Annotated in this window: 20 protein-coding genes; 14 read left to right on the top strand and 6 right to left on the bottom strand. The window is 47.7% G+C overall.

Features of this window, described 5'->3' with window-relative positions; translation table 11 throughout:
- The first annotated feature begins 44 nt into the window (after positions 1-44).
- Entirely contained in the window at positions 45-1466 is a 1422-nt protein-coding gene (locus DW039_RS09345; RefSeq protein WP_050756838.1) for a S41 family peptidase, read from the top strand.
- Between the two features lie 13 nt (positions 1467-1479).
- Positions 1480-2385 carry a DUF4595 domain-containing protein gene (locus tag DW039_RS09340; RefSeq protein WP_009036641.1) on the top strand — a complete coding sequence of 302 codons (906 nt, stop codon included), beginning with the start codon at positions 1480-1482 and terminating at the stop codon, positions 2383-2385.
- An 8-nt stretch (positions 2386-2393) separates the two neighbouring features.
- Here DW039_RS09340 and DW039_RS09335 read toward each other — a convergent pair whose 3' ends face one another.
- Complete coding sequence (locus tag DW039_RS09335; RefSeq protein WP_057089159.1) at positions 2394-3206, bottom strand: alpha/beta hydrolase family protein; 813 nt, start codon at positions 3204-3206, stop codon at positions 2394-2396.
- Between the two features lie 94 nt (positions 3207-3300).
- Between DW039_RS09335 and DW039_RS09330 the strand changes: the two genes are divergently transcribed.
- The 9 genes from DW039_RS09330 to aat all read left to right on the top strand — a co-directional run bounded on the left by DW039_RS09330 (position 3301) and on the right by aat (position 11496).
- Positions 3301-4593 (top strand): hemolysin family protein, encoded by a 1293-nt coding sequence (locus DW039_RS09330; protein WP_120130298.1) that lies wholly within the window; start codon positions 3301-3303, stop codon positions 4591-4593.
- Between the two features lie 44 nt (positions 4594-4637).
- Positions 4638-5117, top strand: a complete 480-nt coding sequence (locus tag DW039_RS09325) for a copper resistance protein NlpE N-terminal domain-containing protein (RefSeq protein ID WP_005826499.1) — start codon at positions 4638-4640, stop codon at positions 5115-5117.
- 160 nt (positions 5118-5277) lie between these two features.
- Positions 5278-5712 (top strand): DUF6078 family protein, encoded by a 435-nt coding sequence (locus DW039_RS09320; protein ID WP_008663796.1) that lies wholly within the window; start codon positions 5278-5280, stop codon positions 5710-5712.
- Between the two features lie 503 nt (positions 5713-6215).
- Positions 6216-6665: a DUF1016 N-terminal domain-containing protein gene (locus DW039_RS09310; protein WP_009036640.1), complete on the top strand. Its 450-nt coding sequence runs from the start codon at positions 6216-6218 to the stop codon at positions 6663-6665.
- The gene (locus DW039_RS09305) at positions 6655-7512 is read left to right on the top strand and encodes an SDR family NAD(P)-dependent oxidoreductase (RefSeq protein ID WP_120381881.1); all 858 of its coding nucleotides are present in this window, start codon (positions 6655-6657) and stop codon (positions 7510-7512) included. The genes DW039_RS09310 and DW039_RS09305 overlap by 11 nt, the downstream gene beginning before the upstream one ends.
- Positions 7513-7554: 42 nt before the next feature.
- A complete protein-coding gene (locus tag DW039_RS09300; protein WP_034528603.1) occupies positions 7555-8244 on the top strand; it encodes a hypothetical protein in 690 nt (229 codons plus the stop codon).
- Positions 8245-8276: 32 nt separating this feature from the next.
- The gene (locus tag DW039_RS09295; RefSeq protein WP_057259149.1) at positions 8277-8588 is read left to right on the top strand and encodes an ATP-dependent Clp protease adaptor ClpS; all 312 of its coding nucleotides are present in this window, start codon (positions 8277-8279) and stop codon (positions 8586-8588) included.
- Between the two features lie 12 nt (positions 8589-8600).
- A complete protein-coding gene (locus DW039_RS09290) occupies positions 8601-10841 on the top strand; it encodes an AAA family ATPase (protein WP_120381880.1) in 2241 nt (746 codons plus the stop codon).
- 4 nt (positions 10842-10845) lie between these two features.
- Complete coding sequence (aat, locus tag DW039_RS09285) at positions 10846-11496, top strand: leucyl/phenylalanyl-tRNA--protein transferase (protein WP_008663806.1); 651 nt, start codon at positions 10846-10848, stop codon at positions 11494-11496.
- 90 nt (positions 11497-11586) lie between these two features.
- On the opposite strand, the gene DW039_RS09280 is transcribed toward aat, so the two are convergent.
- Positions 11587-12444, bottom strand: coding sequence for an MBL fold metallo-hydrolase (locus DW039_RS09280; RefSeq protein WP_005826480.1), 858 nt, complete (start codon positions 12442-12444; stop codon positions 11587-11589).
- Between the two features lie 58 nt (positions 12445-12502).
- Positions 12503-14098, bottom strand: a complete 1596-nt coding sequence (locus DW039_RS09275; RefSeq protein ID WP_117990605.1) for a sensor histidine kinase KdpD — start codon at positions 14096-14098, stop codon at positions 12503-12505.
- A 451-nt stretch (positions 14099-14549) separates the two neighbouring features.
- Here DW039_RS09275 and DW039_RS09265 point away from each other — a divergent pair, with 451 nt between their 5' ends.
- The 3 genes from DW039_RS09265 to DW039_RS09255 are packed head-to-tail and all read left to right on the top strand — an operon-like array spanning position 14550 to position 17089.
- Positions 14550-16178: an RluA family pseudouridine synthase gene (locus DW039_RS09265; RefSeq protein ID WP_165853109.1), complete on the top strand. Its 1629-nt coding sequence runs from the start codon at positions 14550-14552 to the stop codon at positions 16176-16178.
- A 38-nt stretch (positions 16179-16216) separates the two neighbouring features.
- Positions 16217-16687 (top strand): GNAT family N-acetyltransferase, encoded by a 471-nt coding sequence (locus tag DW039_RS09260; protein ID WP_035457889.1) that lies wholly within the window; start codon positions 16217-16219, stop codon positions 16685-16687.
- 12 nt (positions 16688-16699) lie between these two features.
- Positions 16700-17089 (top strand): VOC family protein, encoded by a 390-nt coding sequence (locus DW039_RS09255; RefSeq protein WP_005826473.1) that lies wholly within the window; start codon positions 16700-16702, stop codon positions 17087-17089.
- A gap of 4 nt (positions 17090-17093) precedes the next feature.
- Here the strand turns inward: DW039_RS09255 and nfo are convergent, their stop codons facing one another.
- Genes nfo through DW039_RS09240 form a run of 3 tightly spaced genes read right to left on the bottom strand, consistent with a single transcriptional unit; the run spans position 17094 to position 18799 of the window.
- Positions 17094-17936 carry a deoxyribonuclease IV gene (nfo, locus tag DW039_RS09250; RefSeq protein WP_005835868.1) on the bottom strand — a complete coding sequence of 281 codons (843 nt, stop codon included), beginning with the start codon at positions 17934-17936 and terminating at the stop codon, positions 17094-17096.
- Positions 17937-17940: 4 nt separating this feature from the next.
- The gene (locus DW039_RS09245) at positions 17941-18258 is read right to left on the bottom strand and encodes an MGMT family protein (RefSeq protein WP_005826471.1); all 318 of its coding nucleotides are present in this window, start codon (positions 18256-18258) and stop codon (positions 17941-17943) included.
- Between the two features lie 58 nt (positions 18259-18316).
- Positions 18317-18799, bottom strand: coding sequence for a PepSY-like domain-containing protein (locus DW039_RS09240; protein WP_035449484.1), 483 nt, complete (start codon positions 18797-18799; stop codon positions 18317-18319).
- Positions 18800-18917: the final 118 nt, after the last annotated feature.

The raw sequence follows: 18917 nt of genomic DNA, 5'->3' as shown, positions 1-18917 counted from the left end.
TAGATAAGATAGACTGCATTTCGGCAAAACTTTTTCATGCAAGCATGAAAGTTCTGCACTCAATTTGCACTATCTTTGCCCCCATGAAAGCAAGAAATATACTGATACTCATATTGGGAACCCTGATTCTTCCCATTTATCTGACTTCCTGCGGGGTGGACCGCTGGAAAGAGTATGCCGGACAGACCCAGACAGACCGCTGGATTGACGATACCATGCGTGTGTGGTACTATTGGGTAGACGCTATCCCCCATACCAACGACTTGAACTATTTTCAAGCCCCTTTCACTTTCTTTGCCTCGCTCAAATCCGAAGAAGACAAATTCTCCACCATCGACAGTCTGGTCAGCATCACCACTACCCGCAGCATCCCCTATACGGATTACAGCTACGGATTCCAGTTCACTACCAACCAGATAGAAGTAGAAGGAGAAGAGAATGCCATTGTTGCACAGATTCTTTACGTTGCCGACGGAAGCCCGGCCTCGGAAATCGGGCTAAAACGGGGTGACTGGATTATGAAGATGGACGGGAACTTTATTACTGAACAGAATTATAAGAAACTGTATGGAAGTAGTGCCATGGAACTTACAGTAGGTTATTACGACGTGGAGAAAAATGCCATCGTTGCTTACGACAAACCCAGACAGATAGCATCGGCGCGTCCCGTCAACGACAACCCGGTGCACTATAAGAATGTATATACATCAGGCAGCAAGAAAATAGGTTATCTGGTCTACAACCACTTCAGTTCCGGCCCCACGGACAACAGTAATGAATATGACAACGACCTGCGCAGCGCATTCCAATATTTCGCATCACAGCAAGTCAACGAATTCATCCTTGACTTGCGCTACAACAACGGTGGATTACTGAGTTGCGCAGAATTGCTGTGTACCATGCTTGCACCTTCCTCCGCCTTGGGACAAGAGTTGGGGTACCTGGAATTCAACAACCGCTTCAATCCGCAGATAGTACCGTTCACCCTGAATTCCGGACTCATCGGAAACGGAGCAAACCTAAACCTGAATACTCTCTACGTACTTACCAGCAGCCAGACTGCCTCCGCCTCCGAAATGGTGATTAACTGCCTCGACCCGTATATGGATGTTGTCATAATCGGCGGTACTACCGTAGGCAAGAATGTAGGTTCCAGGAATTTCTCCAGCCCCGAACTGATGATAACGATGAATCCCATCGTCTGCAAGATATACAATTCGGAAGGGAAATCTGATTATGAATCCGGATTCCAACCGGCCTACTCGGGATATGTAGTGAATGAGATGAGCGACATGTCACGTTTCCTGCCCTTTGGAGATACCAACGAAGCCTTATTGAGCACTGCACTCGGCGCCATCGACGGAAGCATACAACCGCCCGCACAAGAAGATACCCGTTCTTTAAGAGTGACCACTCTCGCAAACTCCATTGAACGTCGGGCAAGCCATGCCGTACGCATCAAATAAAAAGACAAATAGGATGAAACTAAACAGAAGAGTTACAATCATCACCCGATTTTCGGGAATCATGTTCAGCCTGCTGTTGCTCGGCGGACTGGCAGCTTGCAGCGATGATAACAATGGCAGTGATACGCCAGAACCGGAGCCGTCAACCTACCCCACCACTCCTTTCTCCAAAATCGAACTCAAAGAAGTGATAGAGAGCGATGCGCAACCGGTTACTGCCACCCACACCTACCTTTACAACAGTGCAGGCAGGCTGACCAGCTACACCGGCAAACAGAGCTTTACAGCAGGAGACGAACTCTTCGAGATAGAGAATACCACTACTGTCGAATACAAGGACCATCAAGCCGTGATAACCGACGAAGCAGGTACAGTATCAACCTACACGCTGAATGACAAAGGTTATGCCACCACTTGTACCAGTCAGGATATGGCAGGAAATACCCGTACTTACACCTTCTCCTACCTCATCAACACCGAAGACAAATACTATCTGGAAAACATCACAGAAAAGCTGGACGACGGAAAAGAATACTCATTCATTACAATAGACTACAGCAACTTCCGGGCATTGCGCATACAGCAAAAGGTTGACACTTTTGAGCACAACAGTACGGCTACCACACCATCAGACAATGAAATTGCAAATATCTCCGAAATACCAAGCCTATTCATTACGGACATGTATCCGCTTTCCATGCATGCGGTTGCCATATACGGGAAGATATTGGGAGAACCTGCAAACTATCTGATTACCCAACTCATCCCGGACAGCAACGGAGAAAGTGAAGAGACCACCACCTATACTTATACGTTAGATAACCGGGGTATCGTCACTTCCTGCCATGCAGTCGTCAGGCATATAAGGAACGGCTACGAGCAGGACTACACACGCACCGTGAACTATACCATCGAATAATAAGTTACTTACTTCTTAAAGAACTTGTCGAAGAAAAGGACGTGATAGTCTATGGAGTTGTTCCAATACGTTCCGGTATGTCCACCGGGACGGGTGATGAAGTCATGGTCTATCTTCCTTGCCAGCAGCCGGTTGTGCAAGTCCTTGTTCACTTCAAGAAAGAAATCGGCCTCACCGCAGTCGATGATTAGCGCCAAGTCTCCATTTACAATCTTATCCAGCTGGTTGACCACCGTATGCGCATCCCAAGATGCCTTGTTGGCAGCAAACTCTCCCAACTGCTTGTTCATTTCCCAATTCTGGGGGAACGGCCGTATATCCACTCCTCCACTCATACTGCCCGCCGCACCGAACACATCCTTATGACGGATAGCACTCCACAAAGCACCGTGGCCGCCCATACTCAATCCACTGATGGCACGCGCCTTGCTATCGGGAATGGTAGCATAGTTCCCGTCTGTATACTTCACCAATTCCGAGGTGACAAAAGTCTCATAACGGTAGGCAGGATTCTCCGGACTGTCCCAATACCAACTGTTCTTGCCGTCCGGACATACAAATATGATTCCTTTCTCATCCGCCATCTGCGGCAATTCCGGCTTCAGCTGCACCCAGCTCCGCGCATTGCCGCCATAACCGTGCAACAGATAAACCACCGGACAAGCCTGCTTGCCGATAGCCTTATCAGGCAATACATACACAACTTTTACATCCTTATTCATGGCTGCACTTCTCACCAACACCGTGTCTACACGTGCCGCCTGCAACATTACGGCAGACAGACACCATAAAAGCCCCAAGGCAATAATTCTTTTTTTCATCTATTTATTGTTTATTTTTTCTAACGGATGGCAATATTAACAATAAATACTGAAAAATCATTATCTTTGCCTCACAAACTATTCAAAATCCACTATGGAGTTTATTATCATTCTACTTTTACTTATTCTGAACGGCATTTTTGCCATGTATGAAATCGCTTTAGTCTCCTCAAGTAAAGCACGCCTTGAAACTCTTGTCGGAAAAGGGAACAAAAGAGCCAAAGGAGTATTGAAACAACTGGAAGAACCCGAAAAATTCCTCTCCACCATCCAAATCGGTATTACTCTTATCGGTATCGTATCCGGTGCCTATGGTGGTGCCACCATCGCTGATGACGTAGAACCGCTGTTCGCCCTCATTCCGGGAGTAGCCGCCTATGCCAAGACTCTCGCCATGATTACCGTAGTAGCCATCATCACCTATCTGTCGCTCATCATAGGCGAACTGGTGCCCAAGTCCATCGCCTTGAACAACCCGGAACGATGGGCCACCATGCTCAGCCCCTTCATGATTGTGCTGACCAAGATTTCCTATCCGTTTGTATGCCTGCTGAGCGCTTCCACCAAACTGATGAACAAACTCGTCGGACTGAACAGCGGCGAAGAACGCCAAATGACACAAGACGAACTGAAGATGATTCTGCACCAAAGCTCGGAACAAGGCGTCATCGACAAAGACGAAACGGAAATGTTGCGTGACGTGTTCCGCTTCTCGGACAAAAGAGCGAATGACCTGATGACCTATCGCCGCGACATCGTCGTGCTCCATCCCACAGACACACCGGAAGAGGTGCTGCGTATCATCCACGAAGAACACTTCAGCAAATATCTCCTGGTGGAGCGGGGAAAGGACGAGATTATCGGTGTGGTTTCCGTAAAGGACATCATCTTGATGATGGGCGGCGAACAACCCTTCAACTTACGTAGTATTGCACGCCCTGCTTTGTTTATTCCGGAAAGTTTGTATGCAAAGAAAGTTTTAGAGCTGTTTAAGAAGAACAAAAACAAGTTCGGAGTTGTTGTAGACGAGTATGGAAATACAGAAGGTATCATCACCCTGCACGATTTGACGGAAAGTATCTTCGGAGACATCCTCGAAGAGAATGAAACGGAAGAAGAGGAAATCGTTGTTCGTCAAGACGGTTCCATGCTGGTGGAAGCTTCCATGAATCTGGATGACTTTATGGAGGCGATGGGCATTATGAACTATGATGACCTGAAAGAAGAAGACTTCACCACCTTGAGCGGTCTTGCCATGTTCTTGATAGGACGGGTGCCGAAAGCCGGAGACTTGTTCAGCTACAAAAACCTGGACTTCGAAGTGGTGGATATGGACCGCGGACGGGTGGACAAGCTGCTCGTCATCAAGAAAGAAGAAGATGAATAACAAACGCTATTGCGTCTTTATAATTAACTTAAACCATTAAAGCAATGAAAAAAGTAATGATGATTGCAGCCCTTGCCGCTGCATTGGTATCCTGCCAATCAAAAGGAACTCAGAACAATGACGCCGTCGCCATGGACGAAAGTGTAATGGCTGTTACCGGCAATGACTCGTCTGCCGTAGCCGTATACGAAGGAATCCTTCCCGCCGCCGACGGTCCGGGCATCCAGTATGTATTGAGCGTAGACAGTGTAGGTCCCGACGGAGAAAGCGGCTACACGCTGGTAACAACTTATCTGGATGCCGAAGGCCCCGGAAAGAACAAGAGCTTTACTTCCAAAGGAAAGAAAGAAGTTATCCAGAAAGACGTCGACAACAAGAAGAAAACAGCCATCAAGCTGACCCCGAACGACGGGGACACTCCGGTGTACTTCGTAGTAGTGAACGACACAACCCTGCGCCTTGTCAACGACAGCCTGCAGGAAGCTGTGAGTGACTTGAATTATGACATCATCCAGGTGAAATAGTCCATCCATACTTATAAGAAAGAACGGTACAGCCGGAATTACTGAATTCAGTGGTTCCGGCTGCTGTTTTTTCAATGAGGGGGCATTTCAAACAAGAGAACAGAAGGCTATATCAAAAAGTTAGTGCTATCTTTGTCGCTTCATCAAAGTATATATAAACATGAAACATTCTTCCGAGAAACCTTTAGCACCTGCCAACTACTCACGCTGTTTCAACAACCAATGCCCGAAAGCCGACAACTGCCTGCATCGCTTAGCCGCCCTTCGCGATACCCCCGAGTACCCGTCCATCCGCATCATCAATCCACTGTGTATTCCAGAGGATAGCAGCCAATGCGCCTATTTTCAATCGACACAAAAGATACATGTCGCGTGGGGAATCAGCCACTTGCTCGATGAAGTTCCCTACAAGAATCTCCAACCTCTGAAAAGCCAGTTGATAGCCCATTTCGGCCGCGGAAAATACTACCGCTTCTACCGGGAAGAATCTTACCTTTCCCCCGAAGACCAGAACTATATCCGCAGAACTTTCCACCAATACAACATTCCGGGAGAACCGGCTTTCGACTCTTACAGCGAGGAATACAAATGGTAGAAAGGTAATCTTCAGCCCCCTTTTCATATCATTTTATCACTGAAAATATAGATAACACTTTAGTTCACAACGGTGAACACTTTGTTACAACAGTAAGAAACAAAGTGTTCACATACTATGAAACAAACTGTTTTCTTTAACGGAACAAACTGTTTCCTACTAATGAAACAAACTGTTCTCCATATTGAAACAAACCGTTCTCCTTAGGGAAACAGACGGATTCCCTTTTGAAGCCCTACAAGGGGAATAATTATCGCCTGCGAAAATATAGGAGGAAATACAGCGACATAGTGCGATACCTATTCTCTGCAAAACGGGTGAACGTGTTCGGGAGGATATTGCAGCAACACGGGATGAGGTAAAGGAAAGAGAGGGGGAGATGGTATATTGTGTGGTAAAAGTGGAGAGGTAGAAAAGACGGAAAGGATTACAGTTGAAATAAATTCTTTTTCTTAACTTTGTGAAATAGAAACATCGAATATGACGATGAAGAAAATAAAAAGATGAAAACAACACTATCTATAAATCAACCGTTCAAGGATTGGGTAAACCACCTAAAACAAGACATTCGTAGTGCACAGATTAAAGCGGCTGTACGCGTGAACAGCGAACTGCTTCACCTTTACTGGCAACTGGGGGCAGAAATTATAGAACGGCAGAAAGAAATGACTTGGGGAAGCGGATTTCTCGAAGAGTTGAGTCGTGAGCTGATGGCAGAATTTCCTGATATGAAAGGGTTCTCATATAGAAACATACGCAGTATAAAGCAGTGGTATCTATTTTATAATGAGCCATATACAATTTGGCAACAAGTTGTTTCCAAATTAGGTGAAGAGAAATTTTTCTCCATCCCTTGGGGGCATCATCTCTATATCATCTCCCAATGCAAGGAAGTGAACTTATTCGGAGAAAGACAGTTAAACAATAAAACCGGAAACATATATGGCCGATAATTATCTTGAAAATCAGTACGAGCAATACCGGGCACGCAAAGCAGCTTGGGAGAAAGCGAAAAAATCCGGTAAGGCACAAACGCTACATAAGCCGACACTTCCTCTCAAAAAAGGCGGAAAGAAAGTGTTCGTTACCGGAGGTGCAGGGGGTATTGGCAAAGCCATTGTAGAAGCCTTCTGCAAGCTTAATTACCAAGTAGCCTTTTGTGACAAGAATGAACTGGAAGGACAACAAACCGCCCAAGCCACCGGAGCACAATTCTATCCCGTCGACCTAAACAGCAAAGAAGCATTGGAACTTTGCCTGCAAAATATTTTCAAGGAATGGGGGGATATTGACATCATTATAAACAATGCCGGCATCAGTGAATTCTCTCCCATCACAGAAACGAGTGTGGAGACTTTCGATAAAATATTGTCTGTGAATTTACGTCCGGTGTTCATTACTTCACATGCGTTGGCAGTACACCGCAAAAGTCAAAACAACACGAATACCTACGGAAGAATCATTAATCTCTGTTCTACGCGCTATCTGATGAGTGAACCGGGCAGTGAAGGATATGCAGCTTCCAAAGGAGGCATCTATTCGTTGACGCATGCGTTGGCTTTATCGCTTGCAGAGTGGCACATCACGGTCAACTCCATCTCTCCGGGCTGGATTCAGACACACGATTATGAACAATTACGGGCAGAAGACCATTCGCAACATCCCTCCGGACGGGTTGGTAAACCGGAAGATATTGCCCGTATGTGCGTATTCCTATGTCAAGACGAAAACGACTTCATCAATGGCGAAAACATAACCATTGACGGAGGCATGACCAAAAAGATGATTTACTGGGAATAGCCCTTTTATAAAACAATCTGCCCAACATAATAATTATAGGATATGAACATGAAAAAGTCTTTTATAGGAATCCTGGCAGCAACCATCATCCTCAGCGGATGCGGCACAAGCCAGATGGCTGCAGGCGACCCTAACGCAGTGCTCGCAGGAGCTGCCATCGGAAGTAATGTAGGCGGTGCCATCGGCGGGCTGATAGGTGACAGTAACGGAGGTTGGCGAGGAGGATACCGGGGTTCCGCCATCGGCACCATCATAGGAACCATTGCGGGAGCTGCCATTGCCAATGCAGCCACAGCCCCCAAAAAGCAGGAGGAGTACAGCTACCGGATAGAAAGGACACAGCCCTATCCCCCGCAATCCGGAAGACAGCCGCAAGCATCGGCCATCGACCACTTGAGGATACGGAATATACGTTTCATTGACGACAGCCGCAACCACGTCATCAATTCGGGCGAAAACTGTAAAGTGATTTTTGAAATCATGAACGAAGGAAACAAAACAGCCTACAACGTAGTGCCGGTGGTGGTGGAAACCACGGGCATGAAGCGTATTTACATATCGCCGTCGGTCATGATAGAGCAAATAACTCCGCGCAACGGTGTGAAATACACCGCCAACATCAGTGCCGGAGAACGGATAAAGACGGGTAACGTCACCATACGCATAGCCATAGCCGACGAGTACGGAGACGAATATGACTGGCAGGAGTTTTCGTTGCCCACACAACGGTAGAACAATGTCTTAACAGTAGTTTTTAAAAAGAAATGGAACAACAGCAATCTTCTTTCAAAGAAAAAGAACGCATAGAATTACGGGAACCCCGACGCTTCAAAGTCACCATCTACAATGATGACTTCACCACCATGGAGTTTGTGATAAAGGTACTCACCACCGTCTTTTACAAATCATCGGTAGAAGCGGAAACACTGATGCTGCAGGTGCACAAGAGCAACTCCGCGGTAGTGGGCATCTACTCATACGACATCGCCCACTCCAAAGTACAGAAAGCCACCCGCATGGCACGCAATGAAGGTTTCCCCCTCCGGCTCACCGTCACCCCGGAGGAAGAAGAATAAGAAAGAAACAATATGGATATAAAAAATACGATATTCGTAAACCAAGCATTCGCTTCCGCACAAAGAAAAGCCGAGTCTTACCGGCACGAGTTCATCATGCCCGAACATCTGCTGAGCGCCATTCTGGAACAGGAACCCTTTATCAACACCCTGCAAGATACCTTCTACAATTATGTGGAGCTCAGCATCTCACTGGAAAACTATCTGACGGAAGAAGTGGAAACTATCCCCGACAATGTGGAATACGAGTTGGGACTTTCCGTCCAGCTCAGCTCACTCCTGCAACATGCCTATACGGTGACAGAGTATTCCAGCGCCGAAGAACTGGGTGTTCCCCATCTGATACAAGGCTTGCTGCAACTGGAAGATTCCTGGGCATGCCATTTCCTGAAGGAAGCAGTCGGCGGCGACCTGCCCGAATTCCTCAGCCTGCTCATTACCCACTACGAAGAAGCGGAGCTGGCAGAAGAAGCAGGCGGTGTACAATCCCCCGATGAACAAGAGAAAACAGAACCATGGCGTAACTACGTGACCTGCCTCAACGACCGCCTGGCAGACCACAACCCGCTTATCGGCAGGGAGATGGAGTTGGAGCGAACCATACAAGTGCTCTGCCGCAAAGAAAAGAACAACCCGTTGCATGTGGGCGAACCCGGCGTAGGCAAAACAGCCCTTGCCTATGGGCTTGCCGCCCGTATCGAAGCGGGCAACGTCCCCGAACGGCTTGCCGGCTTCCGCATTTATGAGCTGGACTTGGGCAGTCTACTGGCAGGCACACAATATCGCGGCGATTTCGAGAAGCGGCTGAAAAGTATCATGGAAGGCATCGGTCGTGAGGGAAATGCCATCGTCTACATCGACGAGATACACAACCTGATAGGCGCCGGACGCACGGGTGAAGGCTCCATGGATGCCTCCAACATGCTGAAACCCTATCTGGAAACCGGGGCAATACGTTTCATCGGCTCTACCACCTACGACGAGTACAACCGCTACTTCGCACGCAGCAAGGGACTGGTACGCCGCTTCCAGCAGATAGACATACTGGAACCGAGCATTGAAGAAGCCATACATATCGTAGAAGGCCTGAAAGAGAAATACGAAACCTACCACGGCGTCACCTACGAGCCCGACGTCATCCCCTACGCCGTAAAGGCAAGCGCCCGCTACATCAGCGACCGTTTTCTGCCCGACAAAGCCATCGACCTGGTGGACGAAGCAGGAGCTTACCGGGAAATACATCCCACAGACTCCGGAGAACAGACCGTGGACAAGGCACTGATAACCGACATACTGGCACGTACCTGCAAAGTCAATGCCCTCGCCATGAAAGAGGACGACACCACCGCCTTGGAAAGCCTGCACGAACGCATCAGCTCCCGCATCTACGGGCAGGAAGAAGCCGTCCGTCAGGTGGTGGAAGCTGTGCAAATGTCCAAAGCCGGACTGCTGGACGAAAACAAACCGCTGGCAAGCCTGCTCTTTGTAGGCCCCACCGGAGTAGGAAAGACCGAAGTTGCCAAAGTGCTCGCCGCCGAGCTGGGCATCGCCCTGCAACGTTTTGACATGAGCGAATATACCGAAAAGCATACCGTAGCCAAACTGATTGGCTCGCCTGCCGGCTACGTGGGTTACGAGGACGGCGGCCTGCTGACCGACGCCATACGCAAGACCCCAAACTGCGTGCTACTGCTCGATGAGATAGAAAAAGCCCATCCCGACGTATTCAACATCCTGCTGCAAGTAATGGATTATGCCGTACTGACTGACAACAAAGGACGGAAAGCCGACTGCCGACACGTGGTCCTCATCATGACCTCCAATGCCGGAGCACAATATGCCCGCCAAGCGTCCATCGGCTTCAACAGTCAGGTCACCGCCGGAGAAGCCATGCTGAAACAAGTCAAGAAAACCTTTAAGCCCGAATTCATCAACCGCCTCTCTGCCACGGTGGTCTTCCATGACATGGACCGCCCGATGGCATCACTTATCCTCGACAAGAAACTCGGAGAACTAGGCAGCAAGCTGTCTTCCCGCCAGGTGGAAATGGTATTGAGCCAGGAAGCACACGAATGGCTGCTCCAACGGGGTTTTATTCCCGAATACGGCGCCCGGGAGATGGACCGCGTGATAGCCGCCCACTTGAAACCCTTGCTGATGCGCGAAATTCTGTTCGGTACATTGAAGGCAGGAGGAAAAGTCCGCGTGCAAGTGGAAAACGGAGCATTGAAACTACAACCCGCAACCGAATAACGATATGGTCTTTCAACTGACGGATAAACTTGCTTTCCCCGACCCTCACTACGGCGACCCCGACGGGTTGCTCGCTGTGGGCGGTGACCTATCCATTGACCGCCTCATCCTGGCGTACTCCAACGGCATCTTCCCCTGGTACGCATTTCGGGAAGAACTGATACAATGGTGGTGCCCGATGGACCGTTTCGTCATCTTTCCGGACGAAATCCATATCTCCCACTCCATGCGTACGCTCATCAACAAAGGAAAGTACGAAATCACCTTCAACGAAGCTTTCCAAGACATCATACAAACCTGCGGAGAATTGCGGATGGAACAAGAAGGAGCCTGGCTCGGAACGAAGATGATGGAAGCCTATACGCACCTGCACGAACAAGGATTCGCCGCCAGCGTGGAAGTATGGGAAGAAGAGCAATTGGTAGGTGGGCTGTACGGAGTGACCCTGGGACGTTGTTTCTTTGGAGAGAGCATGTTCTCACTTGTTCCCAGCGCCTCGAAGCTGGCCCTCATCCATCTGGCCCAATTCTTCAGGGAACATGGAGGCGTCATGATAGATTGCCAGTTCGAAACCCCTCACCTCAAAACAATGGGAGGCAGGCACATCAGTTACGACGAATATATGACATACATCGAACAAGACTGCCGCTTCTAAAAGTAAAAAGGAATAACGAGGGGCTCAGAACTATCCGCGCCTAAATATAGCATAATGAAAGTACTCATATACTTTTGACACTCTCCCATTCTATTTGAAGGCCGGAGCAGGAAGATGCATACCTGCCATCGTCAATTGGTTGTCCTTGGCATATTGGAGGAAATACTTGCGTGCTTTCACGGCAGCTTCCTTATCCATATCATAGGAAGCGCAGTATTCCGGATGCTCCAACTGAAGGGCCGCACCATGGATGAGGTCACCAATCACCAGTAACTTGCCACTCTGGAAAACCGTATGACCGGGAGTATGACCGACTGCCTCCATGGCAACCACATTACCCGGCAAGGTATCGCCAAACTCAAACAGATGCAGCCGTTCCTTATAGGCATCCATCGTCTTTACGACCTGCGCCTTCCTTTCGGCAGGCATTGCCATCCAGGCATCATATTCCACTTTTGATGCGTACACTTCGGCATTCGGGAAGACTACACTGTCTCCCTTCATCATTCCACCGATATGGTCGCCATGGAAATGGGTAAGATACAGATATCCAATATCTGCCGGAGAGATACCCAAAGATTGTAATCCGGGCAACAGACGACTGCCGGGAGCTCCCATTCCCGTATCAAAAAGGATACGGATACCATTCGTATCTACCAGGAAGGTGCTCATGGAAGAAGGAATACCGCCTTGAAGCGACAAACTTTCCATCAATTCATCGCTTGCATCCGGGAAAATCGTTCTCGGCATCAAATGCTCACCAGCATTATCCTGAATCCAAGTGGCCTGCACTCCCTCCAGTTGCAAGGTCTTTACACCACTGCATGTTACACCGACACTATCCATACTTACATCTTCATTTGTTTGTTTCTTTGTCCTGCTGCCGCAACCCGCCATCAGCAATGCTGCTGACACAACAACCAGGCACGTCCATGTCTTGTTTTTCATCGGTACAGAGTTTTTTATCCATAAATATTGAAGTTCGCACAAATATAGGCAAATAAAATCATTCGGCACACGGATGCCTGAACCAAAAACGGCTGCCGACTCCCAATTCCGACTCAGCACCGATAGTCCCGCCAAGATGCTCAATGATACTTTTACAGATGGACAAGCCTAAACCCGTGCCCTTCGCAAAGGTATTAAGCTTTACAAAGCGGTCGAACACAGTAGCCACGGCATCCGGAGCAATACCCATACCGGTGTCCGTCACAGAAAACTCTATCTGATCGGTACCTTCCACCGGATGATATTCCAAAAGGATCTGCCCTTCACTGGTGAACTTCAAAGCGTTGTTTATAAAATTGGTGACCACCTGCATCAGACGTTTCTTGTCGGTATAGATACGGTAATCGGGCAAGTCGGGAGCCAACAGAACCGGTACAGCCTTGTCTTCCTTTATATCATAGTTGCGCATCACGTCCTTACAGAAGTCACTGACATCCACATACCCCATATTATAATCAAGTGTTCCCGCTTCTATCTTTGCCAAATCCAGAATGTCGGATATCAGTTGCAAGAGCAGTTCCGTATTCTCCTGCATGATGGCAAGGTATTCCTGGCGTTCTTCCCTATCGTCCAGTTCGGCAATGATGCTTGCAAAACCGACAATGGAATTGAGCGGAGTACGGATTTCATGACTCATATTGGCCAGGAAAGCAGACTTCAAGCGGTCCAGATGTTCTGCCTTATCCTTGGCGACCCGCAATTCCTCCTCTATCTTTTTCTGATGGTCGATATCCACACTGGTAATGACATGCGCCATCTGCCCGTCCACCCAAGCAAAGGCTGCACTGAACACGCGAAACCAACACTTGTCAAATGGCCGTTGATAATCCCACGAATAGACTTTGGTGGGGTGTCCGTTTTCATCTATCAAATGCCTCTTTGGGCAGAACTCACACTCCCCCGTCTTGTCCGAGTAGAGGGCCTCCCAGCATTTTTTCCCCCAGAAATGCTCGATACCGCCATATGGTTCCACCATAGACCTATTGGCATACAACATATCGTGGGAATCGAAAGAGTTGACGTAAATATCAACGCCCATATTATTCATGATACTGCCTAATGTATTGCTGGCCCTCACTTCCCTTTCCTTATATTCCCTGACCGCAATTTCCTTAGAGAACGAGCCCAGCAAGAGATGAATGATTTGCAACTCCTCTTCCGTGAGATAGGTCTCTTCCTCCCTGCCTGCAAAACCTATGAATCCGATGATTTTACCCTCAGTATCTTCAAAATGCCTGATTAACAAAGAATCCTCACCGTAGAAATCAAGAATGTCAATATCATCCCATGAAGCATCCGCATTTCTGTTTCCATAGAAAGGTTTATCCCGAGCTTTCATGGCATCGACATGCTCCTTTTTCAACTCTCCCATATCGAAACGGGGTTTCATAGTCCCACCTTCATTTCCAATCGTTTCTTTCAATAAGAAATAACGGAATCCGTCAGTCTGATAGATAAACCCTTTCGTAAAGTCATAGTAGTTGCAGAAATCGGTCAACGATTCAATAACTTTCCTTTCATTGGGTTCATTGCTATTCAACCGTTCTAAAAAATGAAGCAAGAATATGTTTAAGTTCTCTTTGTTTTTGCCCATATAATCTTTTGAAAAGCTTTAAGGCACTAATATACAACTTTTTAAAGAGAAATAAGTTTCTTTTATATATCCAGGAAGTTTAAAAAACAACCATTCTCCAATAAAACAAAAAAGGCAATAACTTAATTTATTTTACAAGTATCACTAAGACAAAAGCTCTTCATCCGTATTCATACGACGGCATAACATCTAAAGTATACAAAAAGAAGTCTATGGAAGAAGAAAATATCCGAAACAGATTAATAGTCATTTTTTAAGGATAACAGAGTTGCCAATTTATCAAAAACAAAGTTAATTCACACATATATACATATTTGTATAAACGGAGAATAAGTAAAACTTTCCCAAAGATGTTTTTTTCTTCATAAGCGATACAACCTATATACAACGAAATAAAGATTTGCAGTACAAACGGTCTGTTATAAGAGAAATATAGTATCTTTGCAACATCATGTTGCACCGTTTTACTACTTCCATAACCGACATTCCGCTTCCGGAAAGGTTCACCTATCCTTTCTGCTATACTCCGCACCCATTATGTATATTGGCAGCCAAAGAAGTACAAAGCTATCTTACCCGACAAACTGCATGGAAGGACGAACTGCGCCAAGGCAAAATGTTCGGGGTACTGATTGTACAAACCGAGCATGGAGAAACCGGATATTTAGCTGCATTCTCAGGCATATTGGCCGGAAAGAACCTACATCCCTTTTTTGTTCCTCCCGTATATGACTTGCTACAGCCACAAGGCTTTTTCAAGATAGAAGAAGAGAACATCTCTTCCATCAACCGCAACATCCGGCAATTGGAAAATGACAAAGCATATGCCGCCTTATCAGCAGAGCTTGCCCGGACCATTCAGTCAGCAGAAGACATACTGGCAACAGCCAAAGCACAGTTGAAAGAAGCCAAAACAGCCAGAGAACAGCGCAGAAAAGAAAAAGAACTCAATGCGCAGGAAGAAGCCGAACTGATACGGGAAAGCCAGTTCCAAAAGGCGGAATATAAACGTCTGGAACGTTCATGGAAAGCAAGGATTACCACACTGCAAACGCAGACAGAAGACTGGGAAAGACGGATTTCAGCATTGAAGTCTGAACGTAAAACCCGCTCTGCAGCATTGCAGCAAAAGCTATTCGAACAGTTCGGGATGCTGAATTACCGGGGAGAACTCAAGAATCTCTGTGAGATATTCGGGCAGACCGTGCACAAGACACCTCCTGCCGGCGCGGGTGAATGTGCGGCCCCCAAACTGCTGCAACAAGCTTATCTGCACGGATGGAAACCTATTGCCATGGCCGAGTTCTGGTGGGGTGATTCCCCAAAGACAGAGATACGCCATCACGGTCACTATTATCCGGCTTGCAAAGGAAAGTGCGAACCTATACTGCAACACATGCTGCAAGGTCTACAAGTAGAGGAAAACCCCATGTTGAAAAGAATGCAGGTACCCTCCAAGAATCTGGAGATTGTTTATGAGGACCCATGGCTTTCGGTCATCAACAAACCAGCAGGAATGCTGTCTGTTCCCGGCAAGGAAGATGCAGTCTCCGTCTATAGCCTGATGCGTGAGCAATATCCCGAAGCTGACGGTCCCCTGACGGTGCATCGTCTCGACATGGCCACTTCCGGTTTAATGCTCATTGCCAAGACCAAGCGTGTACACCAGAACCTGCAGGCCCAGTTCAAGAACCGCCTGGTCAGGAAACGTTATGTCGCATTGCTCGAGGGTGTTGTCCCAAAGGACAAAGGTACGGTCGACCTCCCGCTTTGCCTGAATCCACTTGACCGCCCACGGCAAATGGTACACACCGAACACGGGAAGCCCGCCATCACCGATTATCAAGTTCTGGAACGTCTGGACGGGAAACGGACCCGTATCGCTTTCTATCCGCGCACGGGAAGAACCCATCAGCTACGTATACATGCAGCACACCCGCTTGGCTTGCACTGCCCCATCATCGGTGATGAACTTTACGGGGAGAAAGCAGACCGGCTTTATCTGCATGCCGAATACTTAGAATTTACCCACCCTATAACGGGAGAAACCGTAAGGATTACCAAAGAAGCCGAATTCTGACTGTCTACTGATTAATAACCAGCAAAGTAATGCAATAAATGATGATACTCCGACCTACCCCACAAGATTATGACGAACTGTTGACCGTCTGGGAAGCCTCTGTCCGCAGCACACACCACTTCCTGGCAGAAAAGGATATACAGTTTTACAAACCGCTGATAAGAGAGCAATACTTTCTTGCTGTAGAGCTTTACATCATCCGCAACGAAAAAGAAGAAATTGCCGCCTTTATGGGACTGAGCGATGAACTCATCGAGATGTTGTTTGTCCGCCCCGACCAACAAGGTAAGGGATATGGAAAACGGCTCATGGAGTACGCCGTCTACCAAAAACACATCCACAAAGTGGATGTAAACGAGCAGAACGGACAAGCTTGCCGATTTTACCAACATATGGGATTCCAAGTGGCCGGCTGGGACGAAACCGACCCGACGGGAAAGCCTTTCCCTATTCTGCACCTGCAATTACCAACCCCACCACAGATTACTCAGATTGAACACAGATTATAATTTAGCAAACTTATGAAGATACATCACATCGCCATCTGGACCTTCCAACTGGAAGAGATGAAAGAGTTCTACACACGTTACTTCAACGGGAGCAGCAATGAAAAGTACATCAACCCCAAAAAAGGATTCGAATCTTATTTCCTTCACTTCGATGAAGGAACGGATTTGGAACTGATGAGCCGTACGGACATACAGAATACCCCTATTGAGGAAAACAGACTGGGACTGACCCACTTTGCCTTTGCCTTCGACAGCCAGGAAGCTGTCCTCCGACAGACAGAACGGCTACGTACAGCGGGATATACCATCGCAGGAGAGCCCCGTACCTCCGGCGACGGATATTTTGAAAGTGTCGTCCTCGACCCGGACGGTAACCGTATAGAATGTGTATTCAGGGCATAGTCTCTCAATCAGAGGAGACAAAGCTTCTCAACAGTTTTATCTCCTCTGCCCAAAGCGATTCATCGGGCGTCTCCAAAATAATAGGTATACCGTCAAAACGCACATCTTGCATAAAGCGCCGGAAGAAATCCATACCTATCAGCCCCTTGCCGATGCTGTCGTGACGGTCTACTCTGGAGCCGAGTGCTTTCTTGGAGTCATTCAGGTGTATACCGCGCAGATAGCCGAAACCTACCGCTGTGTCAAACTCCTCAAACACCTTGTCATACTCATTCACTATATCATAGCCTGCTGTATACGTGTGGCAGGTATCAAGGCAAACTCCAACGCGAGACTTGTCATCCACCCGGTCAATGATATGTCCCAGCTGCCAGAACTCGTTTCCCACATTGCTACCCTGCCCGGCTGTGTTCTCTATGACAGCCACCACATCGTGCGTCTTGCCCAATATAAGATTAATGGATTCAGCGACCTTGTCCAGACACTCTTCCACGGAAATCTTATTCAGATGGCTGCCCGGATGAAAATTCAGTAACTTCAGCCCTAATTGTTCGCAGCGCTGCATCTCATCCAGAAAAGCGGCACGGCTTTTCTGTAACCCTTCTTCTTCGGGATGCCCTAAATTTATCAGATAACTGTCGTGAGGCAGGATATAGCGGGAATCGAAGCCAAGCTTCCCGCAATTTTCCTTAAACACCCTGATACTCTCCTCCGTCAGCGGCCTTGCCACCCACTGACGCTGGTTCTTGGTAAACAAGGCAAAAGCATTTGCCCCTATCTCACTGGCATTGACGGGAGCCGCTTCCACTCCCCCACTGGCCGATACATGTGCACCTATAAATTTCATAATCTTATTGTATTTGCTCTTTCATGAATTCCCACTGGCATTTTTTCATGTCCACACACCCATTCTTTCTGAACGTCACGCCCTCTGCCTCCAGCAAAGCCCGCTGTTCCGCCCAGCACGGTGCCAGCCTGCCCTGGCTGTTCACTACCCGATGGCAGGGCAAACACATGCCGTCGGGCACATCGTGCATAGCATGTCCCACCATGCGCGAACATTGAGGTCTTCCGACAAGATAGGCTATCTGTCCGTACGTCACCACCCGCCCCGGAGGGATTGCGGCCACTACATTATAAACCTCCTGCTGAAAAGTGTCTTTGTCCATAAAAGTCTGGTTTGGGAAGGCAAAGATATGATAAATTCAGCAGGTATGCGAACAGACGTTACAAGAAAGTGGCTGCGCCGAGCGGATTGTATGTATAGGTGACATTACGGGCACGGATGATTTCGCCCGTCGGGGTAAACAATATCTGATATTTCGTCTGGAGATTTGCCATCCCTACCTCTACCGCCACGATGGACTGCCATTTGGGAAACTGTACCCAAGTGACATTCTGCACCATCCCTCCGGAATATTCACTGGCGGCAAAAGCATTGTAAACGGCAGGGGGCACTTCGTCCATTGTCTCCCAGTCCGTCTGTTGCATTACCCATTGCGCCTGCCCGTCAAACCAGACTTTCGTATCAAAACCGTTCATCAGGAAATCTGCCACATAATAAGATTCATCATGCGACCAGGCAACATCATCTACCGTAGGATACATTTTCTTCAGTGCAGCCTGTACATCAGCAGGTGCCCAATCGGCAGAAGCCGAGACTGATACCATCAGCATCAAAACCAGAAAAGAGAATTTCAACTTACTCATAACTTCATCAGATTATCATGTTATGAGAAGAACGGCGTATGGCAGATTTTGTTCACCGGCAACTCTCAACCATTCAACAGTTAAAAAGAGATATCCATTGTAATTCAATAGAAAATGA

It is taken from the genome of Bacteroides sp. AF39-16AC (assembly GCF_003602735.1).
In the GTDB taxonomy this organism is placed as follows: domain Bacteria; phylum Bacteroidota; class Bacteroidia; order Bacteroidales; family Bacteroidaceae; genus Bacteroides; species Bacteroides uniformis.
This window is presented reverse-complemented; position numbering and strand designations above follow the sequence as displayed.

Bases quoted from the DNA above. Each gene is read 5' to 3' on its own strand.
- DW039_RS09345 (WP_050756838.1), top strand. From the start codon at position 45: ATGAAAGTTCTGCACTCAATTTGCACTATCTTTGCCCCCATGAAAGCA.
- DW039_RS09340 (WP_009036641.1), top strand. From the start codon at position 1,480: ATGAAACTAAACAGAAGAGTTACAATCATCACCCGATTTTCGGGAATC.
- DW039_RS09335 (WP_057089159.1), bottom strand. From the start codon at position 3,206: ATGAAAAAAAGAATTATTGCCTTGGGGCTTTTATGGTGTCTGTCTGCC.
- DW039_RS09330 (WP_120130298.1), top strand. From the start codon at position 3,301: ATGGAGTTTATTATCATTCTACTTTTACTTATTCTGAACGGCATTTTT.
- DW039_RS09325 (WP_005826499.1), top strand. From the start codon at position 4,638: ATGAAAAAAGTAATGATGATTGCAGCCCTTGCCGCTGCATTGGTATCC.
- DW039_RS09320 (WP_008663796.1), top strand. From the start codon at position 5,278: ATGAAACATTCTTCCGAGAAACCTTTAGCACCTGCCAACTACTCACGC.
- DW039_RS09310 (WP_009036640.1), top strand. From the start codon at position 6,216: ATGAAAACAACACTATCTATAAATCAACCGTTCAAGGATTGGGTAAAC.
- DW039_RS09305 (WP_120381881.1), top strand. From the start codon at position 6,655: ATGGCCGATAATTATCTTGAAAATCAGTACGAGCAATACCGGGCACGC.
- DW039_RS09300 (WP_034528603.1), top strand. From the start codon at position 7,555: ATGAACATGAAAAAGTCTTTTATAGGAATCCTGGCAGCAACCATCATC.
- DW039_RS09295 (WP_057259149.1), top strand. From the start codon at position 8,277: ATGGAACAACAGCAATCTTCTTTCAAAGAAAAAGAACGCATAGAATTA.
- DW039_RS09290 (WP_120381880.1), top strand. From the start codon at position 8,601: ATGGATATAAAAAATACGATATTCGTAAACCAAGCATTCGCTTCCGCA.
- aat (WP_008663806.1), top strand. From the start codon at position 10,846: ATGGTCTTTCAACTGACGGATAAACTTGCTTTCCCCGACCCTCACTAC.
- DW039_RS09280 (WP_005826480.1), bottom strand. From the start codon at position 12,444: ATGAAAAACAAGACATGGACGTGCCTGGTTGTTGTGTCAGCAGCATTG.
- DW039_RS09275 (WP_117990605.1), bottom strand. From the start codon at position 14,098: ATGGGCAAAAACAAAGAGAACTTAAACATATTCTTGCTTCATTTTTTA.
- DW039_RS09265 (WP_165853109.1), top strand. From the start codon at position 14,550: ATGTTGCACCGTTTTACTACTTCCATAACCGACATTCCGCTTCCGGAA.
- DW039_RS09260 (WP_035457889.1), top strand. From the start codon at position 16,217: ATGATGATACTCCGACCTACCCCACAAGATTATGACGAACTGTTGACC.
- DW039_RS09255 (WP_005826473.1), top strand. From the start codon at position 16,700: ATGAAGATACATCACATCGCCATCTGGACCTTCCAACTGGAAGAGATG.
- nfo (WP_005835868.1), bottom strand. From the start codon at position 17,936: ATGAAATTTATAGGTGCACATGTATCGGCCAGTGGGGGAGTGGAAGCG.
- DW039_RS09245 (WP_005826471.1), bottom strand. From the start codon at position 18,258: ATGGACAAAGACACTTTTCAGCAGGAGGTTTATAATGTAGTGGCCGCA.
- DW039_RS09240 (WP_035449484.1), bottom strand. From the start codon at position 18,799: ATGAGTAAGTTGAAATTCTCTTTTCTGGTTTTGATGCTGATGGTATCA.